We start from the raw sequence: 16,682 nt of genomic DNA, 5'->3' as shown, positions 1-16,682 counted from the left end.
CCACCGCGGCATTCCGCAGCTGTTCCTGCAGAATATCTCCGGCTTCAAGCTCCGCGGGAACTCCGAGGCGGAAGGCATCGCCAAGCACGGCGCGAAGCTGGTGACGGCGGTCGCCACGGCACAGGTTCCCAAGATCACCGTGGTGATCGGCGGCAGCTTCGGCGCGGGCAATTACGGCATGGCTGGCCGCGCATATTCGCCGCGCTTCCTGTTCACCTGGCCCAACGCGCGCATTTCGGTGATGGGCGGCGAGCAGGCAGCAAGCGTGCTGGCGACCGTCCACCGCGATGCGGACAAGTGGGACGAGCGCGAGGCGGAAGCCTTCAAGGCCCCGATCCGCCAGAAATACGAAGATGAAGGCAACCCTTATTACGCCACCGCGCGGCTGTGGGACGACGGGGTGATCGACCCGGTCCAGACCCGCGATGTGCTCGGGCTTGCGCTTTCCGCGACGCTGGAAGCCCCGATAGCGGAGGCACCCCGCTTCGGGGTGTTCCGGATGTAAGGGGGCGACATGAAGACCGACGAATTGCTTGGCTTACTGATCGAAGTGTCGCCTGCGATGGAATCCACGTTGAATGGGTTCGAGCAGCGGAGCGGTTTCCAGCTGCCCGCAGATTATCGGAAGTTCCTTAGCCGATCTAACGGCGGGCAATTTTCCAACGCACTCGAATTGCGATGGCCTTCGCCCGGTTACGTGGGTGGTGAAGCTACAACATATGTAAACCGTCTTTTCGCGATCGATGCCGCCCCTGACTGGACGGCGGTGCGCAATATGCAGCAAGTGCTATCCGACATTGAGCATCCGATGTTCGGCGTTCCAGATGACCTCTTCTCTTTTGGCGATGACGGCTGCGGCAACTTTCTGACTATACGGCTCAACGCAGCGCACAGCGGAGAGATTGGTTTCATGGATCACGAGACGATGGGAGATGCCTTTACTGATCCTGAAACCTACGAAACAGTAGCACCATCCTTTGAACACCTCCTTTCGATGCTGAGAGCCGAATGATCAAATCCCTCCTCATCGCCAATCGCGGCGAGATTGCTTGCCGGATCATCCGCACTGCCCGCGAAATGGGCATTCGCACTATTGCGGTCTATTCCGATGCCGATGCGAAGGCGCTGCATGTGCGGCAGGCGGACGAGGCGGTGCATATCGGGCCTTCGCCCGCCGCGACAAGCTATCTGGTGGGCGAGAAGATCATTGCCGCGGCCAAGGCTACCGGCGCTGAGGCGATCCATCCGGGTTACGGGTTCCTGAGCGAGAATGCCGATTTTGCCGCAGCGGTCCAGGCGGCCGGAATTATCTGGGTTGGCCCGCAGCCGGACAGCATTCGCGCGATGGGTCTGAAGGATGCAGCAAAAAAGCTGATGGCCGACGCGGGAGTGCCGGTCACGCCGGGGTATCTGGGCGAGGATCAGTCGGCCGAGCGGCTTCAGGCAGAGGCCGATGCGATTGGCTATCCGGTCCTGATCAAGGCGGTTGCGGGCGGCGGCGGCAAGGGTATGCGCAAGGTCGATGCTGCGCAGCAATTCCTTGAAATGCTAGAATCTTGCAAGCGCGAGGCGAAGGCCAGTTTCGGCAACGACCAGGTGCTGCTGGAAAAATGGATCACCTCGCCGCGCCATATCGAAGTGCAGATTTTCGGCGATAGCCACGGCAATGTCGTCCACTTGTTCGAACGCGACTGTTCGCTGCAACGCCGTCACCAGAAAGTGATCGAGGAAGCCCCCGCACCGGGTATGGACGAGGCCACACGGCACGATTTATGCTGCGCAGCAATTCGTGCAGCAAAAGCGGTGAATTACGAAGGCGCGGGGACGGTGGAATTCATCGCCGACGCCAGCGAAGGCCTGCGCGCCGACCGTATCTGGTTCATGGAAATGAACACCCGCCTGCAGGTGGAACATCCGGTGACCGAAGAGATCACCGACGTCGATCTGGTCGAATGGCAATTGCGCGTGGCGAGCGGTGAGGCGATTCCGCTGCGGCAGGATGAAATCCGGATCGAGGGCCACGCCATCGAAGCGCGGCTCTATGCGGAGGATCCGGCAAAGGGGTTTTTGCCGAGCACGGGGACGCTGGAATTTTTCTCACTTCCTAGAGCTGCCCGACCAACCCGATGGCAGCACAGTTCAAGCGGTGAAGCCAGAGAACTTGGCTTCGACGGGAAAGTAAGGATCGAAACCGGCGTCGAGAAGGGCGATACAATCAGCCCGTTCTACGACCCCATGATCGCCAAATTGATTTACCGGGCGGAAGCCCGAGAAGATGCCATCGTCGGCTTGGCAAAGATCTGCTCCGATAGCGCCGTTTGGCCAGTCAAGACAAACGCGAGCTTTCTTCACTCGCTTTTGGTAAATCCCGATTTCTACGAAGCAAGGCTCGACACTGATTTCATTAGTTCGCATGAGGAAGAGCTGGCCTTTGAAGCTTACGAGCCGCCGCAATGGGTGCTGGATACTGCTGCGATTCGCTTCATTTCGCCTCGAAATGTTCTTTCGGGATTTCGCCTGAATGCCGCGACTAATGCTGCGGTTGGACTTTCCGTCAACGGAATGACCTTGATGGCGCATTCGTCGCCGGAACCAAGCTATGACAAGCAACAGCACAGCCTTTACAGCGAAGTAGGCGAACAGATATTTGCAACCGACATTGGGACGACTTATCGAATTGTGCCTGCGCGTACTGACGGAGGCGCCCACACTTCTGCCCACGACGGCGACATCCTCTCCCCCATGCCCGGCAAAGTGATCGCGGTTGATGTGGCGAAGGGCGACACCGTCACCGTCGGCCAGCGCCTGATGGTGCTGGAAGCCATGAAGATGGAGCACGCCCTCACCGCACCGTTTGACGGGATCGTGACCGAACTCAACGCCAGTGAAGGCGCTCAGGTGCAGGTCGAGGCTTTGCTCGCCCGTATCGAGATTACAGACGACTAATCGCTGAATTGTGCTAGGGGCCGCCCCATGCATTTCACCGACTTCGATACCGAGACTTTCCTGCGCGATTACTGGCAGAAGAAACCGCTGTTGATCCGCAATCCGTGGGCGCAGTGGGTCAATCCGCTGGAGCCCGACGAGCTGGCGGGCCTGGCCTGCGAGGACGATGTCGAGGCGCGGCTGGTCAGCCATGCGGAAGGTGCGCTGACTGCGGAGGATGGCCCGATTCCGGCGGAGCGGTTCGGCGAGCTATCCCCCGACAAATGGACCCTGCTGGTGCAGGCGGTCGATCATTTCGTGCCCGATGTCGCCGCGCTGATCGAACCGTTCCGCTTCGTACCGAACTGGCGGATCGACGATGTCATGGTCAGCGTCGCAGCCGATGGCGGCGGGGTGGGTGCGCATTTCGACCATTACGACGTGTTCCTGATCCAGGGGCTGGGGCGGCGGCGCTGGCAGATCGGCGCAATGTGCGATGACAGCACACCGCTGCTGCCGCACGACCAGTTGCGCCTGATCGCCGGTTTCGAGCCGCTCGAGGAATGGGTGCTGGAGCCGGGCGATATTCTCTATGTCCCGCCGGGCATCGCGCATAATGGCGTGGCGGTGGGGGACAATTGCATGACCTATTCGGTCGGCTTCCGCGCCCCGTCCCGCGCCGAGCTGATCGGCGATTTCTGCGATGATCTGCTCGACGCGATGTCGGACGATGATCGTTACGGCGATCCCGGCTTACCCCAGCAGGACAACCCGGGCGAGATCACTGGCGCGGCCCTTGACGGGCTGCACGCGATGCTGCTGGAAAGCCTGTCCGACCGGGCGGCGTTTGCCCGTTGGTTCGGGAGATACAACAGCACACCGAAATACCCCGAGATCGACTGGCGGCCCGAAGTTCCCGTCTCGGCAGCGGAGATCGTCAGCGCCCTGGCGTCCAAAGTTCCGCTCCTGCGCAACCCGGCCAGCCGGTTCTCCTTCATTCGTCAGGATGGCGGCGCAGTGCTGCTGTTTGCCGATGGCGAGTGCTTCGAATGCCGGGGCGAGACAGCCGAATTGGCGGAACTCCTCTGCGCGCAGACCGCCGTGCTGGTGGTGGACAAGTTCATCCGTTCGGCCCCCGCAGTCGAGCTGATTACCAGCCTGTATAATCAGGGCAGTCTGGCTTTCGAGGCGGATGATTGAGGACTAGCGGACGCTGATTTCCCGCCATTCGCCTGGCGGAATGCCGTCCAGCGTCCACTCGCCAATCTGCCACCGCACCAGCCGAAGCGTCGGATTGCCGACCGCTGCGGTCATGCGCCGGACCTGCCGGTTGCGCCCTTCGCGGATGGTCAGTTTCAGCCAGCCATCGGACACGCTCTTGCGGAACCGGACCGGCGGATCGCGCGGCCAGATGTCCGGTGCATCGATCCGCTCGGCCTCTGCTGGAAGCGTGACGCCGTCCTTCAACCGGACGCCGCTGCGCAGCTGGGCGAGGGCGTCCTCGGCCACATCCCCTTCGACCTGCACCAGATAGGTCTTGGGCATCTTGAATTTGGGCTCGGCAATCCGCGCCTGCAAATGCCCGTCGTCGGTCAGCAGCAGCAGCCCTTCGCTGTCGCGGTCCAGCCGGCCTGCGGGATAGACGCCCGGCACGGCGATGAAGTCCGACAGAGTCGCGCGCTCCGTCTCCGTTCTCCGATCGGTGAATTGCGAGAGCACCCCGTGGGGTTTGTTGAACAGGATCAGGCGGCGCATTGAGCCGCTATATCGGCGGCGATGGTCATTTCAAGGCGAGCATCCGATCGAATTGCCCCACGACCTTCGCCGATACCGAGCCTCCCAGTTTGCTAACTCCAATCGCGGCGACAGTGCTCATGATAAAGCCGGGAATGATCTCGTAGATCACCGCTGTGGGTGCCTCGCCGCCGATCGTGAACGGGGCGTAGAGCCAGACCAGCACCGTACCCGCGCCCGCGATGATCCCGGCCAATGCCCCGCTGCGGGTGATGCCGCGCCAATGCAGGCTGAGCAGGATCACCGGCCCGAACGCCGCGCCGAACCCGGCCCAGGCATTGCCGACCAGCGACAGGATGCTGCTCGACCGGTCCAGCGCCAATCCGATAGCGACCAGCGCCACCGCCAGTGTGGCAATCCGTCCGACCAGCACCAACTCGCGCTGGCTGGCGCCGGAACGCAGGAAGGTCTTGTAGAAATCCTCCGTCAGCGAACTGGAGGATACCAGCAATTGCGAGGAAATTGTGCTCATGATCGCGGCCAGGATTGCGGCCAGCAGGAAGCCGGCGATGTAGGGGTGAAACAGTGTCTGCGACAGGACGATGAAGATCGTCTCGGGATCACCCAACGGCGCTCCGGTGCGGGTGACGAAGGCAAGCCCGACAATGCCGCACATCACTGCGCCGACGACCGTCACCAGCATCCACGACATGCCGATGCGGCGCATGTTGGGAATATCCTTGACCGAACGGACCGCCATGAACCGCACTATGATGTGCGGCTGGCCGAAATACCCGAGGCCCCACGCCATGCTAGAGATGATGCCGAGCGCAGTCACGCCGGAAAACCAGCCGAGATAGTCCGGATTGACGGCACGGACCGCTTCGCTCGTCGCCGTCCATCCGCCAAGTTCGCCCAAGGTCACGATCGGCACCAGCACGAGCGCGGCGAACATGATGCAGCCCTGGACGAAATCGGTCAGGCTGACCGCCAGAAAACCGCCCACCAGAGTATAGGCCATCACCACACCGGCGGTGATCACCAGACCCAGACGGTAATCGAAGCCGAAGGATGCCTCGAACAATTTGCCCCCCGCGACCAGGCCGGCAGAGGTGTAGAGCGTGAAGAAGATGACAATCACCAGCGAAGCGATGACGCGGATATTGCGGCTGGTGTCTTCGAACCGTTTTTCCAGATAATCGGGGATGGTCACGGCATCATCCGTCACTTCGGTATAAACCCGCAGCCGGGGCGCAACGAGCAGGTAGTTGGCCCATGCCCCGATCAGCAGCCCGACCGCGATCCAGGCAGCGTTGATCCCCGCGACATAGACCGCACCAGGCAGCCCCATCAGCATCCACCCGCTCATGTCCGAAGCCCCGGCTGACAACGCCGCGACCGCAGGGGGCAATTGCCGGCCGCCGAGCATGAATTCCGAAACATTGCTGGTCGACTTCTGCCAGGCGTACACTCCGATGCCGAGCATCAGGATGAAATATGCGGCAAGCGAGACGCCAGTTTCAAAATTCATAGGTCAGCCTGTGCATGAGTGCCGAATGCGTGACGGCGGGGAGCGGACCGGAAAGTCCATCCGCGTGGATCGAAAGGGCCGCCATTAGCCTATGCCGGATTGCAAGCCAACCCCAAGCATCCGAATAGCGAGCAATCTTGTAAATCATCAGTAGGCATATATATTTAATCTGATTTTCCGTAGCTGCCCATGCGACATTTTCTCATCGTTTCCAACCCGGTCTTGTCAATAAGATGGCAGGTCCTATAAGCGCGTACTCAGTCTGGGTGATAGGGCGGCGTGACTTGGGTCTATAAATTCATGCAGAAATCATTGAACAATCGAATTACTATTAATAGGCAGTGTATTTGTAGTGAATGAAGTTAAGCGAGTTGTAATAAAAATCGGTTCCAGTCTTCTGGCGGACCAATCCCGTCTGACCCCGCGCTGGGCTTTCCTGCAGCGGATCATGGAAGATATTGCGCTGTTGAGGGACGAGGGCATTGAGGTCGTGCTGTGTTCTTCGGGCGCCGTGGCGCTGGGCATGAAGATGATCGGGGTCACGCCCGCAACAGCGGGTCTGCGCGACAAGCAGGCCGCCGCTGCCTGCGGGATGCCGCTGCTTCTTGGTGCCTACAAGCAGATTGGCCATGAATATGATCTCAATGTCGCACAGATTCTGGTGACCCTGGGCGATTTCGAGGATCATTCGCGGTTCCTCAACACCAAGAATACCCTCCACCGCCTGCTGCGGGCGAAGGTGCTGCCGATCATCAATGAAAACGACACGATTACGACCGAAGAGATCCGCGTTGGCGACAATGACCGCCTGGCAGCCAAGGTCGCCCAGATGGTCCAGGCGGACCGGCTGGTCATCCTGACCAGCGTCGATGGGCTGTACGACCGCAACCCCTCGGAACCGGGCGCGAAGCTGGTTGAAACGGTTCGGGACGTCAGCGAATATCTGTCTGTTACCGAAAGCGTCAGCACGCTGGGAACCGGCGGGATGCTGACCAAATTGCAGGCCGCCAACATGGCGCAGAATTCCGGCTGCACCACCCTGATCGCCAACGGGGAGGCGGAGGACCCGATTTCCTCGGTGCTCAAGGGCCAGCGCCGCTGTACCACCTGCATTGCGCACGAAGCGCCGCTATCCGGTTGGCCGCTATGGCTCAGCGAACGCCTGCACATGGCCGGCAGCATCGTGATCAATGCAGATGCGGCCAAGGCCTTGGCGGAGGGCGAGCGGGGGATCGGCCGCGGCGATGTCATTTCCATCGAAGGCAGATTCGCCAAGGGCGATGTGCTGCATGTCTACGACGAGGACGGAAACGAGCGCGCCCGGGGGCTAAGCGATTTTTCTTCCGAAGAAACCGCAATTCTGGTGCGCAATCTGGAAGTGCCGGTGCGGCAGTTGCTCGGCTATCATTCGCACGCGGTGCTGATCGAACGCAACAATCTGATCAGCCTGGATGAACGCCACCTTCCGTGGGAGGCTCCGAAGCCAAGCGCTCGCTGATCAACATTTTCGAACGGCCGGACTGGAGCTTTCCTCCAGCCGGCCCGTCCGAAGAGGTCAGGCCTTTGGCTTCGGGCCCTTGAAACCGCCCCCTTTGAAAGGACTGCCCTTGTTGGGCCCGCCCTTGAACGGGCCGCTCTTTTTGGGACCACCCTTGAACGGCGGTTTGCCGCCGGGCTTGGCGTAGCTGCGTGGGCCGTCCGGGCGCGGCCCATCACTGCGGGGAGCATCATTGCGCGGGCCATCATGACGCGGTCCGTCATGACGGGGAGCTCCGGTGCGGGGCGGGCCCTTCCGGTGCGGCTTGCTGTTGTTGCGGGCCTGTTCGCGCGGGCCGCCTTCGTCGCGGACGATCAGGACAGGCTCGCCGTCCTCTTCCGACAGGGCAGTGCGTTGGATCGCATCGTCGAACTTGTCGGCGATCGTGCGTGGTACCTGGAAGTAGGTTTCCGAAGGACCGATGCGGATTGCACCGACTTCGTTGCGGGTAATGTGCCCGCGGCGGCACAGCAGCGGGAGCAGCCAGCGGGGATCGGCGTTCTGCCGGCGGCCGATATCCATCCGGAACCAGACGGTATCCTCGAAGCCGGGACGGTGCCGTTCCTGCTGCGCGGCCTTGCGCGCTTCGGGCGTGTTTTCGATCAATTCCTCGGGCTGCGGCATCGAGGCGCGGTGGGCATGGACCAGTGCGGCCGCGATGTCTTCCGGAGTGCGTTCGGCCATCAGCTTCTGGGCGAGGGCGCGGTCTTCCTCGTCCACTTCCACGGGTGCGAGCAGTGCCGTCAGCAGCCGCTCGCGGTCCTGCTTCTGAATTTCCTGCGGCGTGGGGGCATTGATCCAGTCGGCGTTGATCTTCGCGCCGCGAAGCATGGATTCGACCCGCTTGCGCTTCGGATACGGCACCAGGATAACTGCCGTGCCCTTCTTGCCGGCGCGGCCGGTGCGGCCTGAACGGTGCTGCAAGGCTTCGGCGTCGCGGGGGATTTCGACATGAATCACCAGGCTGAGCGTGGGAAGATCGATCCCGCGCGCGGCAACGTCGGTGGCCACGCATACGCGTGCGCGTCGGTCGCGCATGGCTTGCATCGCCTGGTTGCGTTCCTGCTGGGAATGTTCGCCCGACAATGCCACCACGGTGAAACCGCGTTCCTGCAGCGTCGAATGCAAACGCCGCACGTTTTCGCGCGTGGCGCAGAACAGCATCGCGGTTTCCGCTTCGTGGAAGCGCAGCAGATTGACCACCGCATTTTCGATCTCGGATGGAGAAACGGTGACCGCCTGATAGGAAATGTCGCCATGGCCGCGGTCATCACCGACGGTGGAGATGCGCAGTGCATCGCGCTGGTAGCGTTTGGCCAGCGACACGATCGATTTCGGCATGGTGGCGCTGAACAACAGGGTCCGGCGCTCTTCCGGCGTCGCGTCGAGAATTTCCTCGAGATCTTCGCGGAAACCCATGTCGAGCATTTCGTCCGCTTCATCGAGCACCACGGCCTTGAGCGACGACAGGTCGAGCGCGCCGCGTTCGAGATGATCGCGCAGACGGCCGGGGGTGCCGACCACGATCTGGGCGCCGCCGCGCAGGGACCGCCGTTCCTTGGATGCGTCCATCCCGCCAACGCAGGTCGCGATCCGGGCGCCCGCCTTGCCATACAGCCACATCAACTCGCGGCTGACCTGCAAGGCCAGTTCCCGCGTGGGTGCGATGACCAGCGCGAGCGGGGCGATCCCGTGCGGCACACTGCCGCTTTCGCCGAGCAATTGTTCCGCCATGGCGAGGCCGAAGGCGACCGTCTTGCCCGAGCCGGTCTGGGCCGACACGATCAGGTCGCGGCCAGCCGCGCCTTCCTCGATCACGGCAGCCTGCACCGCAGTGGGTTTCTCATAGCCGCGTTCGGCCAGTGCTTCGCCAAGAAATGGCGGTAAATCGGTAAAAATCATGGTACTCGCATCATTCAAAGGAAAACGGATCGGGGTAGGGCAGACCTGCTGCTGACCACCTTTTCTCGCAAGCCTATTAATGCAAGTGCCGACCGGTCGATGGGCGCCCCTTACACGCCTTTTATGCGTTTGGCTTCCCCTCATTTTGTGCACCTGCGAATTGGCGTGCACGGGTTGGATTTCTCCCGATTGCATGATTCCCGCTCGCGGCGCATAGGGAGGCGGGATATTCGGGTGTCAGAGGGGAGAGTTGTTCGATGATCGACCGCAAACTGCGCCCCCGCGTCACATCGTTCGATGTTGCCGAACACGCCGGGGTCAGCCAGTCCACCGTTTCGCGTGCGCTGGCCAATTCCAGCGCGATTACCGAAGCCACCCGGGCCCGGGTGATCAAGTCGGCGGAAGCGCTCGGCTACATGGTCGATACGCGGGCCGCACAATTGCGGCAGGGGCGCACGGGCACGCTGGCGGTGGTGGTCATCTGCCGACCGGGTGAAGCGGCGAGCGACATCAATCCGTTCTATTTCTCGCTGCTGGGCAGTGTGTGTGCGGCGGCTTCGGGGATGGGGTATCAGACGCTGGTATCCTTTCAGGCTACACCCGGCCAATTATTCGGCAAATACGAAGAAAGCGGGCAGGCTGACGGAGTGATCGTGATCGGCACGACCGCAAACGATTTCGCTTGGGACTATTACAGGGACCTCAGCCGGGACGGCCGCGCGGTGGTGTTCTGGGGATCGCCGTTCGACGAGCTCGAATGGGTTCGTTCGGACAATTACGAAGGCGGTCTGATTGCTACGCAGCGGCTGATTGCAGCGGGCTACCGCAACATAGTCCATCTGGGGGCAATCGATTCCCCGCAGCGTCAGTTCCGCGAACGATACGAGGGATACCAGGCCGCAATGGCCGCGGCTGGCCGTCCTGCCGCTCTGCAGGAAGTCGATTACAATGCGGATCGGGAAACGCAGGGCCGCAAGGCGATTGCGGCGCTGGTTGAACGCGGTGAGGCGTTCGACGGACTGTTCGTTGCCTGCGACTCGATTGCGCTTGGCGCCATGGACGAATTGCGCGAACGCGGAATTGCAGTGCCGCAGCAATGCGGGATCGTCGGTTTCGACGGAATTCGCGCAGGCATCCACACCAGCCCGCCGCTGACCTCCATCGAACCCGATTTCGAAGTTGCCGGGGCGCTTCTGGTTGCGACCGTACTAGGGGAAGAAGGGGCGCAGGTGGCGGAACGCCGCGTGCCTGTTCGCCTGCTCGAACGGGGCAGCGTCAAGCTGGGCGAATAGGCACATTTCGCGGCGGCGTAACAAGTCTGACTTGCACATATAAGAATATCTTTATATGCAGGCGGAGTCATGCGCATTGAGATTATCATGAGGGCGCTCGCCGATCCTACCCGACTGCGGATGATGCGGCTTCTGGGTGTCATGGAACTCGCGGTCGGCGAACTGGCGCAGGTCCTCGGCCAGAGCCAGCCCCGCGTGTCGCGCCATATCGGCATCTTGTGCGATGCCGGGCTCGCCGATCGCCACCGCGAAGGCAGCTGGGTGTTCCTGCGCGCCCAAAGCGCCGCGGGCCGTCCGGTGGTGGAAGCGGTTGCGGGTCTGCTTGCCGCTGCCGAGGAGCAGGATGCGGAATTTCGTGCCGCTTGCGAGGAAGACCGGCGTCAACTTGCCGCCATCCGCGCCGCGCGCGATGAAAGCGCCGCCAGCTACTTTGCGGCCCATGCGCGGGACTGGGACCGGCTGCGCAGCCTCCATAGCCCCGATGTGCAAGTGGAGGCGCGGCTGTTGGAAGCGCTCGGTGATGTTCCGCTCGGGGCGGTGCTTGATATCGGCACCGGAACCGGGAGGATGGCCGAAATGTTCGCCCCCCGCGCCGCCTCCATCGTGGCGCTCGACAAGAGCCTCGACATGCTGCGCCTGGCGCGGGCGAAATTGCAGCATCTGCCCGCAGGCGGTGTGGAACTGGTCCAAGGCGATTTCGCCAACCTGCCGTTCGCCGCGCACCGTTTCGATACGGTGCTGCTGCATCATGTGCTCCATTTCGCGCAGGATCCTGCCGCCGCGATTGCCGAAGCAGCGCGCGTAACCCGGCCCGGCGGGCGGATCGTGATCGTCGATTTTGCCAGTCACGAGCGCGAGGAACTGCGCGAACGCTACGCCCATGCGCGGCTTGGGTTTACGGACAATGCGATGGCCGAACTTCTGGAGGACGCAGGATACCGGGCGTCAGCCCCGCTCGCGCTCCACGGCGGCGAACTGGTCGTGAAAATCTGGCTCGGCGACCGTGATGGCGCGGCTGCCCGGCAGCTGCCGAGAAAGAAGGCTGCGCAATGAACACGCCTCTCGATCCGGTGCAGGAAGCCCGCACCGCAGCCGGTACGCCGCTGTTCGCATCGCTGCCGGGCGATATTTCCGCATCCTTCGAATTTTTTCCGCCCAAGACGGAGAAGATGGAAGCGATCCTGTGGGATTCGGTTCAGCAGCTGAAGCCCCTCAACCCGGCCTTCGTGTCGGTTACCTATGGCGCGGGGGGATCGACCCGCGAACGCACGCACAACACGGTCGCCCGGATAATTGCCGAGGCGCATCTGCCTGCCGCCGCACATCTGACCTGCGTCGATGCGACCAAGGCGCAGATTCGCGAAGTGGCGGAACATTACTGGGAAGCCGGCGTGCGCCATATCGTCGCCCTGCGCGGCGATGCGGGGCAGCCCGGCGCGCCCTTCGTGCCGCATCCCGATGGCTATGCCAGCGCCGCGGATCTGGTGGCGGGCCTGAAGCAGATCGCCGATTTCGAAATTTCCGTGGCAGCCTATCCCGAAACCCATCCCGATGCCTCATGCCCGGACAGCGACATCGACAATCTCAAGCGCAAGCTGGACGCGGGCGCGTCGCGCGCGATTTCGCAATTCTTCTTCGCGCCGGAAACCTTCTTCCGGTTTCAGGACAAGCTGGCGGCCAAGGGCATAACCGCTCCGGTGCTGCCCGGCATCCTTCCGGTTACCAATGTGTCGCAGGCGCGCAAATTTGCCGGTGCCTGCGGTGCGGAAATTCCCGGATGGATGGATGGGTTGTTCGAAGGATTGGATGAACGCCCCGCCGCACGCCAGCTGGTTGCCGCGACCGTTTCGGCGGAATTGTGCCGCCGCCTGTATGCGGGCGGCATTCGCCAGTTCCACTTCTACACCCTGAACCGCGCGGACCTGGCCTATGCGATCTGCCATATGCTCGGGATGCGGCCGCACGGAGACGCGCAATGACCCCCTCGACAGCCCGGGAACGGCTCAACGCCGAGGCAGCCACGCGCGTGCTGATTTTCGACGGCGCGTTCGGCACCGAGATACAGAACCGCAAATTGTCGGAAGCCGATTATGCTGGCGATCTGGGACTCGCTGCCGACCAGAAGGGCAATAATGATATTCTCGCGCTTACCCGCCCGGACGTGATCGAGGATATCACCCGCGCCTATCTGGAGGCGGGATCGGATGTCATTTCGACCAACACCTTCTCAGCCAATGTGATCAGCCAGGCCGATTATGCGGCAGAGGCGCTGGTGAGGGACATCAATGTCGCCTCCGCCAAAATCGCCCGCACCCTGGCCGATGACTTTGCGCGCAGCGACGGCCGCCCGCGCTTTGTCGCCGGGGCGATCGGTCCGACCAATAAGACCCTGTCCCTCAGTCCCGATGTGGAAGATCCCGGCTACCGCGAGATTACCTTCGATCATCTGGTGGATGTCTATCACCAGCAGGCGGCCGCCCTGGTCGCGGGCGGGGTGGATTTCATCCTGATCGAGACGATTTTCGATACGCTCAACGCCAAGGCCGGCATTTTTGCGGTCCGCAGGCTGGCGCAGGAACTGGGACGCGATGTGCCGATCATGCTGTCGATGACATTGACCGACCTTTCGGGGCGCAATCTTTCGGGCCATACGGTGGAAGCGTTCTGGCACGCGGTGCGCCATGCCAATCCGGTCACCATCGGGCTCAATTGCAGTTTCGGTGCCGAACAATTGCGCCCGCATATCCAGCTGCTGAGCAAGATCGCCGACACGTTGCTGATGGCTTATCCCAACGCCGGCCTGCCCAACGAACTCGGCGAATATGACGAGGAACCGGACACCACCGCGGCGCTGGTGCGCGAATGGGCGGAGAACGGTCAGGTCAACATCCTCGGCGGTTGCTGCGGTTCAACACCGGACCACATCGCTGCCATCGCGAAGGCTGTGGACGGGCTGGAACCGCGCAGTGCGCCGGTGCCGCCGACGGTTACCCGTCTGGCGGGTCTCGAACCGTTCACGATGGCGGCATGACGCAGGCCGTCATCCCAGCGGAGGCTGGGATCGCCCTCCGATAGCGCGCCCTTATTGAAAACGATCCCAGCCTCCGCTGGGATGACGAATTGAGCTTAAATGACTGATCAGACTGCCACCTCTGCCACCGGCTCCCAATTCGTCAACATCGGCGAGCGTACCAACGTCACCGGATCGGCCGCGTTCAAGCGGCTGATAATGGCAGGTGATTACACCGCTGCGGTGGAGGTCGCGCGCCAGCAGGTCGAAAACGGCGCGCAGATCATCGATGTGAACATGGACGAAGGGCTGCTCGATGCCGTCCACGCCATGACCACGTTCCTCAAATTGATCGCCGCGGAACCCGATATCGCCCGCGTGCCGGTGATGATCGACAGTTCCAAATGGCACGTGATCGAAGCGGGCCTGAAATGCGTGTCGGGCAAGCCGATCGTCAATTCGATTTCGATGAAGGAAGGCGAGGCGCAATTCCTCGAACAGGCGCGGCTGTGCATGGATTACGGCGCGGCCGTGGTGGTGATGGCGTTCGATGAAACCGGGCAGGCGGATACCAAGGCGCGCAAGATCGAGATATGTTCGCGCGCTTATGAATTGCTCACCGGCATCGGCTTTCCCCCGGAAGACATCATCTTCGACCCCAATGTGTTCGCGGTGGCGACGGGGATCGAGGAGCATGACCGCTACGGTCTCGATTTCATCGAGGCGGTGCGCGAAATCAAGGCCAATTGCCCGCATGTGAAGACATCGGGCGGCCTCAGCAATCTTAGCTTCAGTTTCCGCGGTAACGAGACTGTGCGCCGCGCGATGCATTCGGTGTTTCTCTATCATGCGATCCCTGCCGGACTCGACATGGCAATCGTCAACGCCGGGCAGCTCGACATTTACGACCAGATCGATCCGGTGCTGCGCGAAGCCTGCGAGGACGTGATCCTGATGCGTCCAGTCGGGGGCGAATTGACCGCGACCGAACGGCTGATCGAACTCGCCGAAAGCTACAAGGGCACCGACGCGGTCGCTGAAAAGCAGGCCGCCGAATGGCGCGGCTGGCCGGTGGAACAGCGGCTCGAACACGCGCTGGTCAAGGGTATCGACGCCGATGTGGTCTCCGACACCGAGGAACTGCGCGCCCGCTTCGAGGCCGAAGGCGGCCGCCCGATCCATGTGATCGAAGGCCCGCTGATGGACGGGATGAACGTAGTCGGCGACCTGTTCGGCAGCGGCAAGATGTTCCTGCCCCAGGTGGTCAAATCGGCCCGCGTAATGAAGAAGGCCGTCGCCCACCTGATCCCCTATATCGAGGCGGAGAAGGAAGAGGGCACCAAAGCCAAGGGCAAGATCATCATGGCGACCGTGAAGGGCGACGTGCATGATATCGGCAAGAATATCGTCGGCGTGGTGCTGCAGTGCAATGGTTACGAAGTGATCGACCTCGGCGTGATGGTCCCGTGGCCGAAAATCCTCGAAGTCGCCAAGACAGAGGATGCCGACATGATCGGCCTCAGCGGGCTCATCACCCCGTCGCTGGATGAAATGGTCACCGTGGCTGAGGAAATGGAGCGCGCAGGCATGAATATGCCGCTGCTGATCGGCGGGGCGACCACCAGCAAGGTGCACACCGCGCTGCGCATCGAACCCGCCTATACCGGTCCGGTGATCCATGTGCTCGACGCAAGCCGCGCGGTCGGCGTCGCCAGCAAGCTGCTGTCCGATACGTTGCGCGATGCTTACGTCGCCGATGTTAAGGCGGAATATGACGACCTCCGCTTCAAGCGCGCCAACAAAGGCCACTCCGAACTGCTGCCACTCGCGGAAGCCCGCGCCGCCAGTTTCAAGCCCGATCTGGCGGACAAGCCGCCTGCACCGCTAAAGCCGCGCGTTCACACATTTGAAGATTGGCCGCTCGCCGATTTGCGCGAAGTGATCGACTGGACTCCGTTCTTCCGCACCTGGGAATTACACGGCAATTATCCCGCCATCCTGACCGATGACGTGGTCGGAGAAAGCGCACGCTCGCTGTTCGACGATGCCCAGGCGATGCTCGACCGGATCATTGCGGAAAAATGGCTCACGGCCAAAGCGGTGGCGGGCTTCTGGCCGTGCCGGCGGGACGGGGATGATGTGCTGCTGGATAGCGGCGAGCGGCTCCCCTTCCTCCGCCAGCAGGTCAAGAAATCACGCGACCGCGCCAATTACTGCCTCGCCGATTTCATCGATCCGGCGGGCGACTGGATCGGCGGCTTCGCGGTAGGTATCCACGGAATCGAGGACCACTCGGCCCGGTTCCAGGCAGCGCATGACGATTATTCCGACATCCTGCTGAAGGCGCTGGCAGACCGGTTCGCCGAAGCCATGGCGGAACGGCTGCACCAGCATGTCCGCACCGATTTGTGGGGCTACGCGCCAGGGGAACAGCTGACCAGCGAGGCGTTGATCAAGGAACAGTACCGCGGTATCCGCCCCGCGCCTGGCTATCCCGCCTGCCCCGATCACAGTCTGAAGCCGATCCTGTTCGACTTGCTCGATGCGCCCGGCAATGTCGGGCTGACCCTGACCGAGAGCTTCGCCATGTGGCCCACCGCAGCGGTGAGCGGGTTCTATTTCGCCCATCCCGAAGCGTCTTATTTCGGGGTTGCCCGGGTCGGTCGGGACCAACTGGAAGATTACGCTTCGCGGCGCGGCGTCGATCTGGCAACGGCAGAACGGTGGCTGCGGCCCAATCTCGACTGACTG

At 62.1% G+C, this 16,682-nt stretch carries 13 protein-coding genes; 10 read left to right on the top strand and 3 right to left on the bottom strand.

All coding sequences use genetic code 11. From position 1 onward, the window contains the following. From U0988_RS00765 to U0988_RS00750, 4 genes are all read left to right on the top strand, one after another. Positions 1-505 (top strand): carboxyl transferase domain-containing protein (locus U0988_RS00765; protein WP_322290745.1); only part of this gene is annotated, 505 nt, incomplete at its 5' end. Between the two features lie 9 nt (positions 506-514). Next, a complete protein-coding gene (locus U0988_RS00760) occupies positions 515-1,012 on the top strand; it encodes an SMI1/KNR4 family protein (protein ID WP_322290744.1) in 498 nt (165 codons plus the stop codon). Further along, positions 1,009-2,946: an acetyl/propionyl/methylcrotonyl-CoA carboxylase subunit alpha gene (locus tag U0988_RS00755; protein ID WP_322290743.1), complete on the top strand. Its 1,938-nt coding sequence runs from the start codon at positions 1,009-1,011 to the stop codon at positions 2,944-2,946. The genes U0988_RS00760 and U0988_RS00755 overlap by 4 nt, the downstream gene beginning before the upstream one ends. Positions 2,947-2,973: 27 nt before the next feature. Continuing rightward, on the top strand, positions 2,974-4,125 hold the full coding sequence (locus U0988_RS00750; protein ID WP_322290742.1) for a cupin domain-containing protein: 1,152 nt from the start codon (positions 2,974-2,976) through the stop codon (positions 4,123-4,125). Positions 4,126-4,128: 3 nt separating this feature from the next. Here U0988_RS00750 and U0988_RS00745 read toward each other — a convergent pair whose 3' ends face one another. Further along, complete coding sequence (locus U0988_RS00745) at positions 4,129-4,680, bottom strand: pseudouridine synthase (RefSeq protein ID WP_322290741.1); 552 nt, start codon at positions 4,678-4,680, stop codon at positions 4,129-4,131. A gap of 25 nt (positions 4,681-4,705) precedes the next feature. After that, a complete protein-coding gene (putP, locus tag U0988_RS00740) occupies positions 4,706-6,190 on the bottom strand; it encodes a sodium/proline symporter PutP (RefSeq protein WP_322290740.1) in 1,485 nt (494 codons plus the stop codon). A gap of 352 nt (positions 6,191-6,542) precedes the next feature. Here putP and proB point away from each other — a divergent pair, with 352 nt between their 5' ends. Further along, positions 6,543-7,688 carry a glutamate 5-kinase gene (proB, locus tag U0988_RS00735; RefSeq protein WP_322290739.1) on the top strand — a complete coding sequence of 382 codons (1,146 nt, stop codon included), beginning with the start codon at positions 6,543-6,545 and terminating at the stop codon, positions 7,686-7,688. Between the two features lie 57 nt (positions 7,689-7,745). Here the strand turns inward: proB and U0988_RS00730 are convergent, their stop codons facing one another. Beyond that, positions 7,746-9,629: a DEAD/DEAH box helicase gene (locus U0988_RS00730; RefSeq protein WP_322290738.1), complete on the bottom strand. Its 1,884-nt coding sequence runs from the start codon at positions 9,627-9,629 to the stop codon at positions 7,746-7,748. 257 nt (positions 9,630-9,886) lie between these two features. Between U0988_RS00730 and U0988_RS00725 the strand changes: the two genes are divergently transcribed. The 5 genes from U0988_RS00725 to metH all read left to right on the top strand — a co-directional run bounded on the left by U0988_RS00725 (position 9,887) and on the right by metH (position 16,679). Continuing rightward, entirely contained in the window at positions 9,887-10,921 is a 1,035-nt protein-coding gene (locus tag U0988_RS00725) for a LacI family DNA-binding transcriptional regulator (RefSeq protein ID WP_322290737.1), read from the top strand. 69 nt (positions 10,922-10,990) lie between these two features. After that, positions 10,991-11,974, top strand: a complete 984-nt coding sequence (locus tag U0988_RS00720; RefSeq protein WP_322290736.1) for a metalloregulator ArsR/SmtB family transcription factor — start codon at positions 10,991-10,993, stop codon at positions 11,972-11,974. Continuing rightward, positions 11,971-12,900, top strand: a complete 930-nt coding sequence (gene metF / locus U0988_RS00715; RefSeq protein WP_322290735.1) for a methylenetetrahydrofolate reductase [NAD(P)H] — start codon at positions 11,971-11,973, stop codon at positions 12,898-12,900. Before U0988_RS00720 ends, metF begins: the two co-directional genes overlap by 4 nt. After that, the gene (locus U0988_RS00710; RefSeq protein ID WP_322290734.1) at positions 12,897-13,952 is read left to right on the top strand and encodes a homocysteine S-methyltransferase family protein; all 1,056 of its coding nucleotides are present in this window, start codon (positions 12,897-12,899) and stop codon (positions 13,950-13,952) included. The genes metF and U0988_RS00710 overlap by 4 nt, the downstream gene beginning before the upstream one ends. Before the next feature lie 99 nt (positions 13,953-14,051). Beyond that, entirely contained in the window at positions 14,052-16,679 is a 2,628-nt protein-coding gene (gene metH, locus U0988_RS00705) for a methionine synthase (RefSeq protein ID WP_322290733.1), read from the top strand. The last annotated feature ends 3 nt before the right edge of the window (positions 16,680-16,682 follow it).

This window comes from Allopontixanthobacter sp. (assembly GCF_034376665.1).
Taxonomy (GTDB): Bacteria; Pseudomonadota; Alphaproteobacteria; order Sphingomonadales; family Sphingomonadaceae; genus Allopontixanthobacter.
The sequence above is the reverse complement of the archived record's forward strand: the minus strand, read 5'-3'. Positions and strand labels throughout refer to the sequence as shown.